Source organism: Corynebacterium pacaense (assembly GCF_900169525.1).
Lineage (GTDB): Bacteria > Actinomycetota > Actinomycetes > Mycobacteriales > Mycobacteriaceae > Corynebacterium > Corynebacterium pacaense.
On the sequence record NZ_LT821240.1, the window covers coordinates 801,735 to 820,805 of the forward strand.

At 64.7% G+C, this 19,071-nt stretch carries 12 protein-coding genes and 1 tRNA gene; 6 read left to right on the forward strand and 7 right to left on the reverse strand.

The genetic code is table 11. The annotated features are described in order from the left end of the window. Positions 1 to 25 precede the first annotated feature (25 nt). The 4 genes from B7E02_RS10870 to B7E02_RS10885 are packed head-to-tail and all read left to right on the forward strand — an operon-like array spanning position 26 to position 2,347. Positions 26 to 790 (forward strand): 3'(2'),5'-bisphosphate nucleotidase CysQ, encoded by a 765-nt coding sequence (locus B7E02_RS10870; RefSeq protein ID WP_080796008.1) that lies wholly within the window; start codon positions 26 to 28, stop codon positions 788 to 790. A 44-nt stretch (positions 791 to 834) separates the two neighbouring features. Continuing rightward, positions 835 to 1,635: a thymidylate synthase gene (locus B7E02_RS10875; protein ID WP_080796011.1), complete on the forward strand. Its 801-nt coding sequence runs from the start codon at positions 835 to 837 to the stop codon at positions 1,633 to 1,635. Next, positions 1,632 to 2,111 (forward strand): dihydrofolate reductase, encoded by a 480-nt coding sequence (locus B7E02_RS10880; protein ID WP_080796013.1) that lies wholly within the window; start codon positions 1,632 to 1,634, stop codon positions 2,109 to 2,111. The genes B7E02_RS10875 and B7E02_RS10880 overlap by 4 nt, the downstream gene beginning before the upstream one ends. Beyond that, positions 2,108 to 2,347: a mycoredoxin gene (locus B7E02_RS10885; RefSeq protein ID WP_080796014.1), complete on the forward strand. Its 240-nt coding sequence runs from the start codon at positions 2,108 to 2,110 to the stop codon at positions 2,345 to 2,347. Before B7E02_RS10880 ends, B7E02_RS10885 begins: the two co-directional genes overlap by 4 nt. Here the strand turns inward: B7E02_RS10885 and cobF are convergent. Further along, on the reverse strand, positions 2,322 to 3,050 hold the full coding sequence (gene cobF, locus B7E02_RS10890) for a precorrin-6A synthase (deacetylating) (protein ID WP_080796016.1): 729 nt from the start codon (positions 3,048 to 3,050) through the stop codon (positions 2,322 to 2,324). The two genes, B7E02_RS10885 and cobF, sit on opposite strands and share 26 nt — an antisense overlap. Further along, positions 3,043 to 3,315 carry a cg0963 family protein gene (locus tag B7E02_RS10895; protein WP_080796017.1) on the reverse strand — a complete coding sequence of 91 codons (273 nt, stop codon included), beginning with the start codon at positions 3,313 to 3,315 and terminating at the stop codon, positions 3,043 to 3,045. The genes cobF and B7E02_RS10895 overlap by 8 nt, the downstream gene beginning before the upstream one ends. 112 nt (positions 3,316 to 3,427) lie before the next feature. On the opposite strand from B7E02_RS10895, the gene B7E02_RS10900 reads away from it, so the two are divergent. Continuing rightward, positions 3,428 to 3,500, forward strand: a tRNA-Arg gene (locus B7E02_RS10900). A gap of 78 nt (positions 3,501 to 3,578) precedes the next feature. Here the strand turns inward: B7E02_RS10900 and B7E02_RS10905 are convergent. The 5 genes from B7E02_RS10905 to B7E02_RS10925 form a co-directional block, all read right to left on the reverse strand. Next, the gene (locus B7E02_RS10905) at positions 3,579 to 5,384 is read right to left on the reverse strand and encodes an oleate hydratase (RefSeq protein ID WP_080796019.1); all 1,806 of its coding nucleotides are present in this window, start codon (positions 5,382 to 5,384) and stop codon (positions 3,579 to 3,581) included. A gap of 139 nt (positions 5,385 to 5,523) precedes the next feature. Then, entirely contained in the window at positions 5,524 to 6,945 is a 1,422-nt protein-coding gene (locus B7E02_RS10910) for an alanine--tRNA ligase-related protein (RefSeq protein WP_080796020.1), read from the reverse strand. A gap of 38 nt (positions 6,946 to 6,983) precedes the next feature. Beyond that, the gene (locus tag B7E02_RS10915) at positions 6,984 to 8,231 is read right to left on the reverse strand and encodes an MFS transporter (protein WP_483862423.1); all 1,248 of its coding nucleotides are present in this window, start codon (positions 8,229 to 8,231) and stop codon (positions 6,984 to 6,986) included. Between the two features lie 14 nt (positions 8,232 to 8,245). After that, the gene (locus tag B7E02_RS10920; protein WP_080796022.1) at positions 8,246 to 8,887 is read right to left on the reverse strand and encodes a GntR family transcriptional regulator; all 642 of its coding nucleotides are present in this window, start codon (positions 8,885 to 8,887) and stop codon (positions 8,246 to 8,248) included. Positions 8,888 to 9,039: 152 nt separating this feature from the next. Then, positions 9,040 to 17,961 carry a type I polyketide synthase gene (locus tag B7E02_RS10925; RefSeq protein ID WP_080796025.1) on the reverse strand — a complete coding sequence of 2,974 codons (8,922 nt, stop codon included), beginning with the start codon at positions 17,959 to 17,961 and terminating at the stop codon, positions 9,040 to 9,042. Positions 17,962 to 18,236: 275 nt separating this feature from the next. Here B7E02_RS10925 and B7E02_RS10930 point away from each other — a divergent pair, with 275 nt between their 5' ends. After that, complete coding sequence (locus tag B7E02_RS10930; protein ID WP_080796027.1) at positions 18,237 to 19,067, forward strand: DUF1906 domain-containing protein; 831 nt, start codon at positions 18,237 to 18,239, stop codon at positions 19,065 to 19,067. Positions 19,068 to 19,071: the final 4 nt, after the last annotated feature.

Below are 19,071 nucleotides of genomic sequence, written 5' to 3' on the forward strand. Positions count from 1 at the left end.
TAACTGAACATCTAGACTCAAGATCATGACTGCTCAGCTTGATGATGCCATTCTCACCCAACGACTGGCTCAGGGGACCGGAGAGATCCTCAAGGGGGTGCGTAACGTCGGTGTCCTCCGCGGGCGCGCTCTCGGCGACGCCGGGGATGATCTCGCACAGAACTGGATCGCCCGCGTGCTGGAGCAGCACAGACCCGAGGACGGTTTCCTCTCTGAGGAGGCGGCCGACAACCTGGACCGGCTGGCCAAGGAACGCGTGTGGATCATCGACCCCCTCGACGGCACCAAGGAGTTCGCCACCGGCCGCCAAGACTGGGCGGTCCACATCGCGCTGGTGGAAAACGGTGTTCCCACCCACGCCGCGGTCGGCCTCCCCGATCTGGGCGTGGTGTTCCACTCCTCCGAGGCCCGCGCCGTGACCGGGCCGTACTCGAAGGTGGTGGCACTGTCCCACAACCGGCCCCCGAAGGTGGCGGTTGACATCGCGGAGAAGCTCGGTTTCGGTACCCACACCATGGGTTCGGCCGGTGCGAAGGCGATGCATGTCCTCCTCGGTGACTATGATGCCTACATCCACGCCGGTGGACAGTACGAATGGGACTCGGCGGCACCCGTGGGCGTGTGCAAGGCCGCGGGCCTGCACTGCTCGCGCCTGGATGGCTCGGAGTTGCGCTACAACAACAAGGACACCTACCTTCCCGATGTCCTGATCTGCCGGCCGGAACTCGCCGAGGAGATCCTGGCCATGGCGAAGGACTTTCACGAGGAGCACGGCAGTTACACCTCGTAGTTGTGGCTGGCGGGGAACGACCGAAAAGCCCTAAGCTGTCGACCATGAGCATTCCCACCCCCTATGAGGATCTGCTTGCCAGGATTCTCATTGAAGGTTCCCACAAGGACGACCGCACCGGCACCGGAACCACCTCCCTGTTCGCGCAGCAGATGCGCTTCGATCTCGCGGAGTATTTCCCGCTGATCACCACCAAGAAGGTGCACTGGAAATCGGTGGTCGGCGAGCTGTTGTGGTTCCTCCGCGGCGAGTCCAACGTCAGGTGGCTCCAGGACAACGGAATCCGGATCTGGAATGAATGGGCCGACGAGAACGGCGAGCTCGGTCCCGTCTACGGTGTGCAGTGGCGCAGCTGGCCCACACCCGACGGGCACCACATCGACCAGATCTCGCAGGCACTCCAGATGCTGAGGGAGAACCCGGATTCACGTCGAAACGTGGTTTCGGCCTGGAACGTATCCGAGATCTCCAACATGGCGCTGCCCCCCTGCCACCTGCTCTTCCAGCTCTATGTCGCGGACGGAAAGCTTTCCTGCCAGCTGTATCAGCGCTCGGCGGACATGTTCCTCGGCGTACCATTCAACATCGCCTCCTACTCCCTGCTCACCCACATGCTGGCACAGCAGGCGGATCTGGAGGTCGGCGAGTTCATCTGGACCGGTGGCGACTGCCACATCTACGACAACCATCTCGACCAGGTCCGTGAGCAGCTATCCAGGCAACCGCGGCCCTACCCCCACCTGGAGCTGGCCAGAGCGGACTCCATCTTTAACTACACCTTCGCGGATTGCCTGGTTCCCGACTATGATCCGCACCCGCTCATCCGCGGCACGGTCGCCGTATGATCGGAGCGATCTGGGCGCAGGGCACGGACGGCGTGATCGGCGACGGCAAAGGGATGCCCTGGCACATACCGGAGGATCTCACCCACTTCAAGGAAATCACCATGGGCCAACCGGTGATCATGGGCCGCCGGACCTGGGAGTCACTTCCTGAGCGTTTCCGCCCGCTGCCAGGCAGGGAAAACATCGTGCTCTCGCGGCGCAGCCCGGGTGAATGGTCCCGGGGTGCGCGGGTGAGCACATCCGTTCCCGGGGCGGGTTGGATCATGGGGGGCGGAGAACTCTACGCGGCCACCATCAATCTGGTGGACAGGCTCGAGGTGACGCTGGTGGATGCGGGTTTCGCCGCCGCCCTCGGCGATCGCGCGGTGTTCGCCCCCGGTATTCCCGGCCATCTCAGCCTGGAATGGGAGAGCGTCTGGCGGCGGTCCGGCGGTTACCGTTTTAAATTTCAACGCTTCGAGAGGAGAACCCCTTGAGCAACCTGACCATCTACGCAACCACATGGTGCCCCTACTGTGCCACGCTGCTGCGCGGACTCGAGGGCACCGACTTCGACCTGATCGATGTGGACCGGGACCCCGACGCCGCGGAGTGGGTGAAATCCGTCAACAACGGAAACCGCGTGGTGCCGACGGTTCGTTATCCCGACGGCACCCATGCCACCAACCCGCCGGCCGGGGAGGTTCTCAGGAAGCTCGGGGAACTCGCCTGAGCAGATAGGTGTCCATGATCCACCCGTGCTCGGCGCGCAGCCGCTGCTTCAACGCCGCGACCTCACCACCGATCTCATCGATGGAACCCGAACGCAGCACCTGATGGTCGGTGGAGAGATACGCACCCCACCACATGTGGAGCTCGCCTGGGAGCTCGAGCCAGGCCGCTCCCCCGTCGAGCATCACCACGGTGTTGTCGAGGTCGGGTGTCGCAGGCAGGTTCCGGGCGGTGGTTATGGTGATCGCCTGCCCGATCTCATTGAGGAGGATGCCGTGCGCCGCGGTCAGCGCCTGAACCGCGGTGATCCCGGGGATGACGCGGACATTGTCCGCCCCCATGTGTCCGAGGATGCGCAGGGTGGAGTCATAGAGTGAAGGATCACCCCAGACCAGGAACGCGACGGTGGCCGCGTCGGCGGGGGTGGCGTCGATAAGCAGCTGCGCCCTGCGGCGGTGCCACCGCCGGACCTCCTCGATGTAGTCCCCGCGCTCCCGCGGCGGGTCCACCACGGTGATGATGGGGGTGCCGGGGGCATGCTTGTCGACGATGTGTCTGCGCAACTCAAGGAGGTCACCCTTGGTGCCACCCTTATCAAGGGCCAAAACAACATCGGCGCCCCGCAGCGCCTCCACCGCCTCCAGGGTGAGGTGGTTGGGGCTGCCGGCGCCGATGCCAATGACCAGGTGCTGACGGCTACTCATCGTCGCCGAAGAGGCGCGCCATGTCATCCGGGGACAGGTCGGTGTTCACACCCGAGAAGGTCGCCGAAAAAATCTCCTGGAGGTAGCGATCACAGGCAGCGCTGAGCTGCTTGGCATCATACTTGTTGAGCAGCAGGATGCGGCGCGGATTGCCGTCCTCCTGAATCTCATCGACGGCCAGCACCGGAACAGTGTCCTTGGTGATCTGGTGGACAACGATCGGCCGGCGCTGCACATCGTGGAACGAAGGCTTCAGCTCAGACATGGCGACCCACTCCTTGAATCTCGATAGTTTTACCCCTCAACAATACCGTTCTTTAGCTGTCACCACCCCGTTTTTACCCAGGCAGCCCCGTACGGTAACCTATCTGGGTGACGCCTTGGTAGCTCAGTGGATAGAGCACGGCTCTCCTAAAGCCGGTGTCGGAGGTTCGATTCCTCTCCAGGGCACAAGAAAACCCCTCACCACCTGCACAAACAGGAAAGGTGAGGGGTTTGTTTTCATTCGAACACTTACCGAACCCCCGCTCAGGAAATCGCGTCCTCCCCGCGGGCTCGTTGCACCACGTCCCCCAGGCCGGGTACAAGGCCGAAATCGGTGAGGAGCTGACCGATCTGGGTGTGGTCCAGCTTCCTGATAATGCTGTTACCGACGAACTTCGGCCCGGGGATTTCAACCTCCTCTCCGTCACGCAGCCTGCTGGTGGCCTTGAGGAGAAAACGCAGATCATAGGTCGAATTGAAGACCTCGGGAACCCCCCGATCGACCCCGAGGAGCTGATAGGCGGCCTCCATGCCGGTACGCACCGAATACTCGGTGGTGAAAATGGTGTCCCTGGTCGTCTCCGCGAACTGACCGATGAACGCGAAGTTGACTGCCCCCTCGGGAACCACTGCGGGCCGGTCCCCCTTCTGCCTGGGCATGAAGAACGAGGTCACATACGGCATCATCACGGGTACGGTCTGCGCTCCGTGCGCGGCCAGCTCCGGGATATCCGCCTCGGGAACCCCCAGGTGGAAGAGCCACTCGGCGGTGATCTCCTCACCCGTGCATTCCTGCAGCGGCTTTTTCACGTAGTCGCCGGGGGTGTCCACGAACAGTCCGTAGAGCCAGACGACGATCTCATCCGGACTCTGCTGTTTGAAATGCGGTTGCCGGTTCACCGTCCAGCTCAGCAACCACGAGGAGTCCTTTGCAGTTACGATGCCTCCGGTGACAACCTTCCCGCTGAATGGATCACGTTTGCAGATCCTACCGATATGGCGGGGGATGTCAGGGCCGATCGTGGTGACGGTCGCCGATTCCCACTTGCTGCGCGGGATGTCACCGCCGAACACGTCGGGGTGCCCGAAGGACGGGTGCTTCGCCGCGATTCGCCTCCACAGGTCCCATGCGGGGGCGGGGCCCGTATTCAACCGTGCGGGGGTGTGGTGATCCCCGTCATCGGAGTTCTCGGTGAGGGAACCGATGGTGGTGAGCACCAGATCATCGCGGGAAAGGTCCACCCCGCCCTGCTCTCCGTCCCTTATCCAGTGGATGCGGGTGGCTTGCTTGTTCTCACCCTGAAAATCGAAATCGATGTCGGTCACCTCGGTTCCGAACTGGAACCTCACCCCCTGGTCCACCAACCATTTCTGCATGGGAAGGACCAGCGACTCGTACTGGTTGTACTTTGTGAACTTCAGTGCGGAGAGATCCGGGAGTCCCCCGATGTGATGAACAAAGCGGTGGAGATACAGCTTCAGTTCGAGTGCGGAATGCCACTCTTCGAAGGCGAACATGGTCCGCCAGTACAACCAGAAGTTGCTCTCGAGGAACTCCCTGCCGAAAACCTCGTCGATCCGCTTGTTCTCCATGTCCTCCCGCTTCGCGAGGAAGACCCTTACCATTTCCTTCTGCGCCGTCTCACTCAAACCAAAGGTGTTGTGGGTTTCGGCATCCATTCCCTGATTGTGCGTCACCCGGCACAGGGAGTAGTTGGGGTCGTCCTTGTTCAGCCAGTAGAACTCGTCCAGAACCGATCCATCGACCTCGAGTGACGGAATACTGCGGAAGAGGTCCCACAGGCATTCCATGTGGTCCTCCATTTCGCGGCCACCGCGAATGACGAAGCCCTTGTCCGGCTTCCTGATACCGTCGAGCGCACCGCCGGGAAGCTCCAGCCTCTCCAGGATCGTGATCCGGTCTCCCCTCATCTGACCGTCACGAATCATGAAGACGGCTGAAGCCATCGACGCCAGGCCACCGCCGACGAACCATGCCGACTTGCCATCGATGCCCTCGGGTTTGCGGGGGCGGGCGAAAGCTTCATAGTTTCCGCTGCTGTAGTACATGCTCCTCCATCCGGAATGGAATCTGAACCCTCGTCCAGACACCGCCTATCAGAGGCGACGCCATACTCTCCAGACCGACAAATGCCGCCTCCGCTTACGCCAGATGATTCTAATTACTCGGCTGCAACAGCGCCCGGGATTACCTGTGCGGCAATCCGGCGGTACCGAGCTTTGTCGCCCCGCGCGAACGTGCACGCTGCTCCTCCAGGGCTGCGTGGAACTCGGCCTCCCAGTCGGGGTCCACCTCGATCCCCTGGCGCCTGGCCTCCTCGACACTGAGCTCACGCGGAAAACCATGGGTGTCGGAAAGCTGGAACACGTCGCGGCCACTGAGCACGCTGCCCTTGTAGGCCGCGAGTTTCTTCAGCCCACCCGCGAGCGTCCTGCGGAAGGACTTCTCCTCCTTGACCAGGACGGCTACCACCTCCTCGCGGTGCTCCCGGACCTCCGGGTAGTCCTCGACGTAGAGGTCGGCGATGTCCGGGACGAGTTCAGCGAAGAAGTTCTCAGAGACCCCCAGTAGCAGAGCCTCCCGGATCGCCCTGCGAACCAGGCGACGCATGACGTAGCCCTGTTCCTTGTTCGATGGCCGTACCCCGTCCACGGCGAGGAAGGTCGCCCCGCGCAGGTGATCGGCGATGACCCGCATGGAGGCGGTGTTCTCACCGTAGGATTTGCCGCTCAGTTTCTCCACGTGCTCGACAATCGGCCACAGCAGGGAGATCCGGAACACATCCGGGGAGTCGATTGCCGCCGCGGCGATCCTCTCAAGCCCACCACCGAAGTCGACATTCCTGCGCTCGAGTTCCGCGAAGGATCCGTCCTCGAGCCGGCGGTACTGCATGAACACCTGGTTGCCGATCTCCATGAACTGGCCACTGTCGCTGGCCGGGTGGGCCTTTCCGAAGGCGGGATCGTGATGTTGCGGTCCAAAGTCGTAGAAGACCTCACTGTCGGGTCCGCAGGGGTCACCGATCGGGGTTTCCTGCAGGGAGCCTCCCCGCGACCACCAGTTCTCGCCACCGTCGTAGAAGAAAATCCGCTCCCCCGGCGCGACCCCGCGGACGTCACCGTCCTCCTTGCTGCCGATCGCTGCGATCCCCGCCTCGATGCCGTGGTCGGCGAAGGCCTTCTGCCAGATTCCGGCGGCCTCGTCGTCCCTGGGGATCCCCGCCTCCTCATCACCGATGAAGGCGGTGACGTAGATCCGCTGGGGATCCAGTCCGACCACGTCGACGAGGAAGGTGAGGAAGGCGGGGATCTGCTCGGCCTTGAAGTAGTCCCCCAGGCTCCAGTTTCCGAGCATCTCGAAGAACGTCGTGTGGCGGTTGTCGCCGACGTCCTCGATGTCCTGTGCCCGCACGCACGGCTGGCTGTCCGTCAGGCGGGTTCCGTCCGGGTGCGTCTTCCCGAGCAGGTACGGCAGCAGCGCCTGCATGCCACTGCCTGTGAACAGCGTGGTATCGTCGCCGACCGGTACCAGCGGGGCCCTTTTAATCTGGACATGGCCCCTCTTCTCCTGATAGTCCCTGAAGGCTTTGCGGAGTTCGTCTGCATTCATATCAGTGATTGTAGTTCCCCCGCTCCGCGCCGACCCGACTAGTAGTGCGCGGGGAGGTGCGCCTTCCATGCACTGGCCACGAAAAGGAGGCTGACCAGAGCAAGGATCGACCCGACCAGGAACATGGTCGGATAGCTGATATAGGCGGACAGCTCGGCGAAGATCATGGGAATGAAGAAGCCGAGGTAGGCAACCGAGTAGTAGACCGCGGTCAGTCCGGCCAGGTCCGCAGGGGTCGCTATCCGCTGAACCTCGGAGAGTCCCGCCACCAGTGCCAGTCCGTACCCCATGCCCATCAGCGCGGCGGCGATGGCGCCGGTGACCAGGTTGAGGCTCTGGGCTGCGAAGGCCCCTATGAACACACCGACGGTGATGATCGCCATGGCGATGACCGAGGCCCTGGCGTTGTGCCTGGAATCGATGACGCGTCCGAGCACCTGGATTCCCACGCCGCAACCGAGGGTGAGCACCGTCATCAGCCCGGAGAAGGCGATGGGAACCCCGTGGGCGCTGCCGCTGAGCAGATTGGGCAGGATGGCGTAGGCGGCACCTGCACACCCGAACACCCACGGTGCGACCGGGACGACGACGCGGAGGAACCTGGCGTGGCCGACACTCGGGATCCTCAACAGGTTCACCAGCGTTTTCGGCCTGATGCTGCGGGCTGCTCCCGCCTCGGCGATCCGCGTTTCGGGAACCCGCAGCACCCACAGGCCGGTCGTGATGGTCAGAATGATGTGCAGGCAGTAGGAGGCGTGGGTCGGGAAGGGGGCCCACTGCGCCAGGGCGGACGCCACGCCGGCGCCCACGAGGAATCCGATGGTCAACGCCAGTGAGGCCCGTCGCGCACCGGCCGCCGGCGACTCCTTTTCACTGAGTTCCTTCATCCAGGTGGTGCCGACGGCCATCACCAGCCCGAGCGCGAGTCCACAGAGAATTCGGCCGGCACCCAGCATCAGCGGTGAGGTCGGACCGACTGCCAGCAGGATCGACCCCGCCATCGACAGCGGGGCCGCCGGCAGCATGAGCGTGCGGCGCCCCAGGATGTCGGAGAGTGGGCCGCCGATCAGCAGCGCTGGCACGATGCCGATCACATAGGCGGCGAGCAGCCCGTTGACGGTGACGGCGGTGAACTCACTTACCGAGCGGTACATCACCAGCAGCGGGGTGAACTCATTCCCGCCCCAGGCCACGGCGGTGATCGCGGCGGCCACGGGGACCCAGTCGTGCCTACCTATGGGCCGGGTACCGCCTTCTTCGGAGGTGGATGTGGTTTGTGGATGGATGTCGGTGGAAGTGGTCACTTCAGTATGTCCTCGGCGAGTGTGAGATGTTTGGTGAGTGCGCTCTGATACCCGGCGGCATTTCCGGCGCGCAGCTGCTCGAGCAGTTCCCGGTGTCCGGCCACGAATGCCCTGGCGCTGCGGTGGTCTCCGCCCACCGAGGCGAAGATCAGGCGCTGGTGGCGTTCCCTGATGGTGCAGAAGAAGCCGAAGAGCAGGCGGTTGCCCCCGGCCTCCACCACGGCGTGGTGGAAATCTGCATCCATGGAGGAGTAGGCGTCCAGGTCCCCGGACTCGATGGCGGCGTCCTGCGCGTCGAGATTCGTCTCGAGTGTGTCACATAAGGCGAGGCGTACCCTTTCGGGTTGGCGGCAGATGTGTGCCGCCGCGTGTGATTCAAGAAGTAACCGCGCGTCGAACACCTCCCCGGATTCCTCCGGGGTGATCGGCGAGATGACCGCTCCCCTTTTCGGGTAGAGGTGCAGATAACCCTCGGTCTGCAGCCGCAGGAACGCTTCGCGGACCGGGGTTCTGCTCACCTGTGTCTCGGAGGCGATCTGCCCCTCGGTGACCATGTCACCGCCGGGCAGCTGTCCGTCGATGATCCGGCCCTTGACGTAGCGGTAGACCCGATCGGTCGCGGTTATCAATTGAACCATGTATACATCTTGTATCTATGAGGTATGCGAAGCAAACCTCAGCGGGCAAATGCATCGGGTTCCATTGAGCGCCCGAAATGAGACACTCATCACCCGGAACAACTGAAGGGGACAGGGAGCCCGGCTCCCTGTCCCCTCCAGCGATCAGCTAGTTATCCGCGGGGGTACAGCCCGTCCGCACCGAGGCGGACCGTGTCGTCGATAAGCAGGTTGATCTCGGCGGCGTGTCCGCCGCGTTCGGGCAGACGGCGTCCGTCGATAACCTCGAACAGCGGGGCACGGCCAACCATGCCGGCCTCCAGGCGGTTGGCACCTGCACGCAGGCGACCGGTGGCGCGTGTCCGCCAGGCCTCCACGTCCAGGCCCGCGTTGCGCATCGCCTGCTCGAAGACACCGCTGGTGGCCACGACCACCACGGCGGCGACGTGTCCGAAGCCCAGCGAGGTGAGAACACCGGCCTTGACGGCACCCTCGCCGAGATCCAGCGGCGAGCGCAGCCAGACGAAGTTCTCGCCCTTGGCCTCCATCTCCGGATCGACGCAGTCAAGGGATGCGTTCTGCGGGAGCCTGCCGGACTCGAGCACCGAGACCAGGCCACCGATCTGGAAGAGTGCCGCACCGCCCTTGGAATGGCCGGTCAGCGACTTCTGCGAGATGACGAACAGGGGGTTCTCCGGATCCCGACCGATCGTCTTCCACAGCAGGGTGTGCAGCTCCGACTCGTTCGGGTCATTGGCGTTGGTGGAGGTGTCGTGCTTGGACACCACGCGCACATCGTCCGGGGCGAGGCCGAGCGAGCGCAGCTCACGCGCCAGGCGGGAATTCACCCCACCACGCGCGGCGCCCAGGGCACCGAGGCCTGGCGCCGGGATGGAGGTGTGCGCACCGTCAGCATAGGACTGGGCGTGTGCGACCACGGCCAGAACCGGGAGGCCCAGTTCCGCAGCCAGGGAGGCGCGTGCCAGAAGCACGGTGCCACCGCCCGCCGCTTCCAGGAATCCGCCGCGACGGCGGTCGTTGGCACGGGAGATGAACCGCGAATCAATGCCCTTGTCCAGCATTGCCTGCGTGTCCGCGGTGGCGTTCATGTCACCGAAGCCGGTGAGGGATTCGACCTGGATATCGTCGATACCACCGGCGACGACGAAGTCGGCCTTGCCGAGGCGGATCTTATCCACACCCTCCTCCACGGACACCGCGGCGGTAGCGCAGGCGGCGACCGGGTGGATCATCTGACCGTAACCACCGACGTAGGACTGCATGGTGTGGGCGGCCACAACGTTGGGCAGCGTCTCCTGCAGGATGTCCGAGGGACGGTCCTGCCCGAGGAAGCGGTTGACAAAGAGCTTGTGCAGGGACTGCATGCCACCGATACCGGTGCCCTGGGTGGAGGACACATCCGCCGGGTGAACCGACTGGAGGAGCTCCGCGGGGCTGAATCCCGCCGAGAGGAAGGCGTCCACCGCGGTCACCAGGTTCCAGGCTGCGATGTTGTCCAGTGCATCGATCATCGAGGCGGGGATGCCCCACTTGGCGGGATCGAAATCGGTGGGCAGCTGCGCCGCAACCGAGCGCGTCAGGGTGGCCTTGCGCGGCACGAAGGAGGTCGAACCCTTCCTCTTCGTCACGGTCCACTCACCCTCGGTCTCCAGGGCCACGGCGGTGGGATCCGCATCGACGTAGGACAGCGCCTCCGCCTCCGAGGTGACACCGAAGGTGATGTCGCGGTCGAGGAACACCTCTGCCGCATCGATGGACCCTCCGTCGACGAGGAAGGCGTCGTCGACAAGCTGGCGCACGCCGCAACGTGCGACAACCTCGTCACGCAGCCGATCGTAGATCTCCTCCTCCGGGATCTCGGTGCCCTCGGCGTCATACCAGCCCGGGCGCGGGTCCTCGGACCAGCTGATCAGGCCCATCATCCAGGCCAGCTCGAGCACACCGGCGGCGGTGAGCTCGACGGAGCCGTCGCGCTGGATGCCGTACTCGGCCTCGAATCGGGTGCGGCCCGAACCCCAGGAGGAGATCTCGCCGACGCCGACCATGACGATCATGTCCTCGAGATCGACCGTGACGTCCCCCACGGGGGCGCCGGCGGCCTGGACCGGGTTCTTCGGGGAGGGAAGAGCCTTGATGGTGGTGGATTCCTCCTTCTCGGAATCCGCCGCCTCCTGCTCAAGCGATGCCGCGAGCTCGGCGATGGAGACTCCCCCGCCGAGACCGCCGGTGAGATCATGATCGATCGGCTCCTGCAGCGCCCGTTCCCGGGACTCGGCAGATGCCAGACCGAGCAGCTCGGCGGAGATCTCCTCGGGTGTGTAGACGTGGATGCCCAGCTTCTCGGCGGCAGGGATGAGCACGTCGTTGCGGCCCATCAGACCGGTGCCCGCGACCCAGCCGATGCGTGCCTGCGCCAGGGTGACAAACTCCGGCCAGCCGGTCTCGGAACCCCACTTGTTCAGGATCGCGTCGAAGGCCGCCTTGACCTCGCCGTAGGCGCCGTCGCCGCCGAACATACCGCGGTTCGGTGAACCGGGAAGCACGACGTGGACGCGACCATCGACACCCCGGGATGCCAGATCGGCCAGCCCCGCGATGGTGCGCTCAACCGACCACAGCAGCAGGCGCGCCTGGTTCTCGGTCTGCGGGCCGGCATCCGCCAGCGATCCGGAGACAGAGGGTGCGGCGAAGGGGTAGGCAAGCGTGGGCGTCAGCGCCGGCTTGGTCACGGTGACCGAGCCACCGACGGTGACACGCTGTTCGTTGCCGATCCAGTCGATCACCGCATCGATGTCGCGGTAGGAGGACATGTTGGCGGGTACGATCCACAACTTCGCGTTCGGGGATGCCGTGGATGCGTAGAGGGTGCGCGCGTACTCCTTGCGTGCCTGGGACACGTTCGAGGCGGTCATGATGACCGTGGCACCCTGGGCGAGCAGGCGACCAACCACCGCACCTGCGATGGAGTCCGGTGCCGCACCGGTGACCAGGGCGACATCCTCACGGAGCGGTTCATCGGCGACCGCGACCGCCACGTCGGCGACCTTGGACAGCCGTGCGGCGAGGGCGGTGTCCGCAACGTGTGCGGACCACCATGCCGCCTGCTTTGCGACGACCTCACCGGTGCCGACGAAACGTTCGACGGCGACCTCGGCACCGTTGGCCAGACGGGCGAGATCCTCGCGGGCGGATGCCCAGCGATCATCGAAGAGGATGGCACGCTCGGCGGAGAACACCGGTGTGACCATCTTCTGCCAGCCGGCCCCGAGCTCGGCCTCGACGGCTTCGTAGAGCTCGGTATCGGCCGCCGCGATCTCCGCGGTCTCGGCCGCGTTCAGGCCGAGCTGATCGAGAATGCCACGGGCGATGGTGGCGAGAACGCCGTCCTCACCGGTGACGCTGGATGCGTAGGCGTCCAGGGCTGCGGAGTCGACGACCCCGCCACCTGCGGCGGCACCGCCGGAGGACAGCGACACCGAGGTGCCGTTGGCGGCCGCCACGTTGCCGACGGCGGCGTCGATAAGCGAATCGACCTCACCCCTGCTGGATGCGGAGGACGGGAGGGTTCCGAGGTTTCCACCACGGACGGATTCACCCTCACGGGTGCCCAGCAGCAGCTCCACCTCGACGTGGGCGACCCAGCTCTGGGGCAGTCCCCAGGTGCCGGTGACGCGCTCGCCGACGTAGGAGGTTTTCAGACCCGCGGCGCCGGTCAGCGCACGCAGCCGGGCGCGGACCGCCTCGGAGAGAACGGGACCGAAGGGCTTGTAGCCGGGAGCCGCGGTGAGGACACGCCCCTGGAGGGTGGTCACATCGGCATCGGCGGCACCGTCGATGGTGGGGACCGAGAGCTCGGTGGACATGTCCATGAGCATCTGGTTGCGGCGCGAGGACACACCGTTGGTGAGGGTCTCGGAGGTGTCACTGCCCTGGATCTGGTCGATGTTGATCTTGTTCTGCAGTGCGAACAGGGTCATGATCGCGTTCGAGGCATTGAACTTCAGTTCGGGCGCATCGGCAACGGCCACGGCCGCCGCGGCCGGGGCGGCCTGGACCGGAGCGGCCTCGACGACGGGCGCCGGGGAGCCGGCGGATTCGGCCGCGGGAGCCTCCTCCTCGACCTCGACCACCGGCGCCTGGCGGACGTCGTTGAGCATGACCTGATCCTGGTCGCGCTCAACGTTGAACACCGGGCGGTGCTCACCGATGACATCCATGGTCCGCAGGGCCAGGTTGGTCAGGGTCGGCGATGCCGCCAGACCGACCTCGATGATCTGCTCGACGTTGTTGATGATCAGTGCCTGGGTCTCGATCCACCGGACCGGAGAGGCGAACTGCCAGGACAGCAGCTCGATCAGCAGCAGGCGCGCGAGTGTGTTCTCATCGAGGTCCGACACCTTGACACCCTTGAGGCGCTCGGAGGGGACGACGGCGAGAATGGCGTCCACGAAGTCCTGGGTCAGCTCGAAGGGGCGGGCGACCAGGTTGGGGATGTAGCGTCCGCGCAGCGCATCGATGTCGATGGTCCCGGGCAGGAGCTCGTCGAGTTTCTCGGCGAAGGCCTGGACGCCCGGACGCAGAACGCTGGAGTGGAAGGGCACGTCGATGCCCGGGATGTCCACGTAGGCGCGCGGGTTGGCCGATGCGGAGGCCTTGAGCGCCTTCAGCCCCTTCAGGGTTCCGGCGACCGCGTACTGCTGGCCGTCGACGTTGTAGTTGACGATCTGCAGGAACTCACCCGATTCCGCGGCGATCCGGTCGATCCAGTTCTCCACCTCGGAGCCGGACAGGCCGATCATGTTCGGACGGAAGGCCGCCAGGGCGTAGTTGGAACGGCCACGCTCATCGCGGGGAACCAGCGAGTGCATCGCGGAACCGCGGGAGAACACCACGTCAATGACACCTTCGAGCTCGAAGATGTTACCCAGCGAGGCCAGGGCGGTGTACTCGCCGAGTGAGTGGCCCGCATAGAGGGATCCGTCGACGATCACGCCGGCGGCCTTCAGACGCTCGGTCTGCGCGTAGGCCACCACGGCCAGTGCCACCTGGGTGAACTGGGTGAGGTTGAGCACGCCCTTGGGATGGACGAAGACGGTGTCCCCGACCTTGAGCTCCACGGGGTTGTCATCGATGACCTGCTGGATGGAGAAACCGAGGTTTGCCCGGGTGTGCGCATCCGCGCGCTCCCAGACGGCCCTGGCCTCGGGGCTCGCGTTGCGGTCGTTCTGCCCCATGCCCCTGGCCTGGATTCCCTGACCGGGATAGACGTAGGCGGTGGAGGGTGCCGTGAGCAGAGCCTGTCCGCGGGAGACCACGTTGCCGTCGATGCGGCAGGTTACCTCGTAGGCGGGGTTGGGTCCGGAACGTCCGACACGCTCGACGGTGATGTCCACGACATCACCCAGCTGGACCATTCCGTACATGGAATAGGTCCATCCGATGACCTCGGAACCCAGGGCGGCCAGGTGCTGGGCGGTGGCCGAGAGCCACATGCCGTGCACCAGCGGTGCCTCGAGACCGACGAGCTTCGCCGCGTTGACGGAGGTGTGGATCGGGTTGTAGTCGCCGGAGACCATCGCGAAGGGGGTCATATCGGCCGGGGCGGTGACGGTGGCGGAGCGGATGAAGGAGCGCGGTGTAGCCTCGATGCTCTCCTCGCGTCCGCCGTAGGCCTCCGCCTGGGAGGCGAGCTCACTGGTGGTGATGCGGCCACGGATGGCGAAGCGGGTGACCAGTCTGGCCACCACCTCACCGGACTCGGCATCGGTGAGCACGAGTCGCACGGTCACGATTCGACCCGAGGAGGATTCCTCGATGGCATCCGTTCGGGCCTCGACATTGATGGTTCGTCCATTGGCCAGCTCGGTGATCGGAACGCGCAGATCGAGCAGGTGGTCCAGGTGGACGGCGTTGAGCAGACCCTCGATCACGGGGTAGCCGTCGGAGAGCTTTCCGGAGCCCAGTGCCGCGTAGATGGCGGGCCAGCAGACACCGACCAGGACATCCCCGGTTCCCTGATTGTGCTCCTCAAGTGCGGCGCCTGTGACGGCGGTGTGCGCGCTGAGCAGATGCGCGGGCAGTGTGAAGGAATCACGGACCACACCGAAGGGCGATGCACCATCCTGTTCAACGGTGGGCAGCGCGGTGATATGATCCCCCGCCGCGGAGACGGAACCGACTCCGGCGACGCCTGCAAGCAGCTCGAACACGGATTCCGGCAGCTTCTCCCTGGACACGACGGGCATTCCGCCCGTGGCCACGGCCTCGCCGAGCTCGACGGGAATGTCGACCCTGGTGACCAGGTAGGGGCGCTGCTCCTCGGGCAGGTCATCGAAGTAGGAATCTGCCAGGATCCGGATGATCCAGTAACCGTCCTTCTCGATGAGCTCGAAGGCGCCCTCCTCGAGAACGTGCGCCGGGTTGTCGATCATGTTGCCGTGCCAGACGATGTGCGGTGCGGCCAGCAGCAGCTCGCGCTCGTCCCTGGCCTGGTGCAGGCGGGAGTAGACGTCCTCCGGCTCGCCCTCGAGTGCGTCGACGCAGGCGGCCTCGAAACGTCCGAGCAGGTCGGCGACGGGCTCATCGACGCGGTCGATGCCGGCAACCGACACCGGTCCGGGGATCACACGCACCGAGCGGGCATCGTAGCGCTCATTCTGTGACTGCCACAGCGTGTCCAGGCCCCACCAGCGGGCGAGGTCCGCGTCGATGGCGGGCACCCACGGCATCGGCTTGTGGTGCTTGCGGCACAGCCCGATGAACCAGGCGGCGTCGCGTGCGGAGACCTTGATCTCACGGGCACTCGGGTAGGCGGCGAGGAGCTTCTCGACGACCGCGGGTTCGTCGGCGACGGACTCCAGGTCGGGGAAGAGCGTGACGATCGGACCGTGGTCGGCGTTGTGCAGACGGGCCTCGATGCGGTGCGCGAGATCGAGGAAGCGGTCGTCCCAGGTCGGATCCTGGGTCGGGTAGGCGAGTTCGACCCAACGCTCGATCCACTCGGCGTAGGTCATCTCCTCCAGCTCACCGAAGTAGGGCTTGGAGGTCTTGGCGATGGCGGCGATCAGCTCATCACGGTGATCGGCGTAGTCATCGGAGTCAATGGAGGAGATCAGGCGCGAGGCCGCCGCAGAATCATTGTCCACCTCGTACATGTCGGCGTGCAGGTGGGACAGTCCGGAGGTCACGCCACCGCGTGCCTCTCCCCTGCCCACCCAGCCGCCGGCATCGTGGGGATCGACGCCGGGAGTATCCACCAGCAGCTGCTTGACCTGCGGTGAGGTAGTCGCCTCCTTGGTTGCCATGGCTGCGGTACCGACGAGGATTCCGTCGACGGGCATCTTGGGGTAGCCGAAGTCGGTGGCCCAGACACCGGTCAGGTAGTGCGCAGCCTTCTCCGGGGTTCCGATGCCGCCACCGATGAGCAGAACGACATTCCTGTGGGCGCGGATCTCCGCATAGGTGGTCAGCAGCAGGTCATCGAGATTGACCCAGGAATGGTGACCTCCGGCGTGCCCGTCCTCCACCTGGATGATGATGTCGGTGTCGGGGTTGGCCGCGGCGATCCTCAGCGAGGCCCGGATCTGTTCGACGGTTCCGGGCTTGAAGGCGATATATGGGAAGCCATCGGCATGCAGATCATTGATCAGCTCGGTTGCCTCCTCGACCTCCGGGATACCCGCGGAGACGACCACGCCGTTGATCGCGGCTCCGGCGGCGCGCGCCTTGGAGACGATGCGCTGGGCGCCGAACTGCAGGTTCCACATGTAGCGGTCGAAGAACATGGAGTTGAACTGTGCGGCGCGGCCCGGATTCAGCTGCTTGACCAGGCCCTCCTTGTTCCGGTTGAACACCTCCTCGGAGTACTGTCCGCCACCGGCCATCTCGGCCCAGTGGCCCGCATTCGCCGCTGCCGCGACGATGGTGGGATCCACGGTGGTCGGGGTCATACCCGCCAGCACGATCGGTGAGTATCCGGTCAGTGTGGAGAATCCGGTCTGGACCTTCACATTTCCGTTGGGAAGGCGGACCAGCTTGGGGGCGAAGGCGGACCAGTCCTCGGAGGTGGGGATCTGGAAGCCCGGGCGGGCGAGGTTGTCGCGCTCGGCGGCGCTGAACGCGGGAAGAATGGTGATTCCGGTTCCGTCCAGCAGCGGCTCGGTGAACCGTGCAAGGCCCGCATCCAGGGCAAGGGCGTAGTCCGCCTCGAGGTTGGAGATCTGCTCGGTCCAGTCGGAGTGCTCGACCAGAATGGCATCGGCGAGTCCGCGGGCATCGACGTTCAGTCCGCTGGTGCCCGCCCATTCAACCGCCAGATCCGCCGCGGCTCTCATCGATGAATGGTGGAAGGGGATGGCCACCGCGAGGTAGTCGAACTTGGGCTCGACCAGCGATCCGCCGTGCTTCTTGTTGTTGATCTCCTCGTTGTACGAATCGGCGGCGCGCTGCAGTGCGGCGGCCGCCTTCTTCAGGTCTGCGGGGCTGCTGGAGGAGAGCACGAAGTGGCGCCGGGCGTTTCGCAGGGAGATCTCCACGGATTCAATCCCGGCGATGGCCTCCTCGATGGTGGCGAGTTCGAGTCCGCGCACGGACAGCATGTGGTCGCCCTTGCCCGCGAACTGGGAAGCGGCGGTGCCCAGGAGGATGGCGAATGCGAGAACGTCTTCCTCATTGACTGCAGCCTCGACCCCGAGGATGCCCTGGGAGTGTCCCAGCCGTGTCGCCTTCTCCACGTCCAAGCCGAGATCACGGAGCTGTCGGGTGGCCGCGATTTGTCCCAGCACGATGCCGGGGATGGAGACGGCGGGTTGTGGGTCAAGATCGGATGAGACCTGCGCATCCTCCCTGGTCAATTCCTCCAGGCGTGCCAGTGCGCCGGGCACCGTGGACACGATCTGTCGGGCGAAGGGTGCCGTCCTGGCTCGGGCGCGGGAAAGCAGCTCACGAAGATGGGTGGCAGCGATGTGGTCGACGCTGGCGTCGGCAATCACCTGCTGCCAGGCGGAGGCCTGACCGGCGTAGAGAATTGCTGGCTCCTTGAAGGAGTGCAGCGGTGTCAATGAAGAGATGCTCACGAATTAAAGCTCCTAAGTCTTGGGAATGGGCACAGGTGGCCCATGACCACTTACGAATGCGTAGGTTACGCGAACGTAGCCCAAATAGGTGAAGAAACCCTCACGTTTTGCTGACAGTTGTTTGGTTCGTGCAGGAAACTGCCCCTCCGACGTGTTCAACATCACATTTATCTGGCCGCTCCCCCGCCGATCCGGCACGAACTATGGCCCTTTGGGCCACTTGTTGTTATTGTTAACACTTGTTATTGGTGGGATTCAACCCGAATCGGAGAAACATGGACGCACACATTAACCGTCGGACATTCCTCAAGGCTGCGGCGGGCGTGGCCGCAATCGGTGCAGCCGGGGTCCTCACAGCTCCGCGGGCACATGCGCTGGGCCCGGTACTGGGCACGGTAATCGACTATGCGGCAGGTGTCCCCTCCGCCGCATCGGTCAAGGCCGCCGGCCACCTGGGTGCGGTCCGCTATGTCTCACAACGGCGCCCCGGCAGCGAGTCGTGGATGCTGGGCAAGCCGGTCACCCTCGACGAGACCCGCTCCTTCGCCGCCGCCGGCCTGAAGACGGCATCGGTCTACCAGTTCGGCAAGGCTGACAGCGCAGACTGGATCGAGGGTGCTGCCGGAGCGGCCAGGCACGCACCGCAGGCCATCGCGCTGCACGTGGCGGCGGGCGGCCCCAAGAACCGACCCATCTATGTCGCGATCGATGACAATCCCTCGAACGCCCAGTACACCGCCCAAATCCGACCCTACCTCCAGGCCTTCAAGGTGGCACTCGAAACTGCCGGATACAGGTTGGGCATCTACGGAAACTACAACGTCATCGACTGGGCCGTGGCAGATGGTCTGGGAGAGTTCTTCTGGATGCACAACTGGGGTTCCAACAACCGGATCCACCCGCGGACCACCATCCATCAGATCCGCATCGACAAGGACACCGTCGGTGGGGTGAAGGTGGACATCAACGAAGTCTATGCCGCTGACTGGGGCCAGTGGACTCCCGGCAACGTGGTGGATGATGTCATTCCGCCCGCACCCCCGACCCAGAATTCCGTCGACACCGTCACTGAGGTGCTCCGGATTCTGAACACGCTGTCCAGCTAGCAGG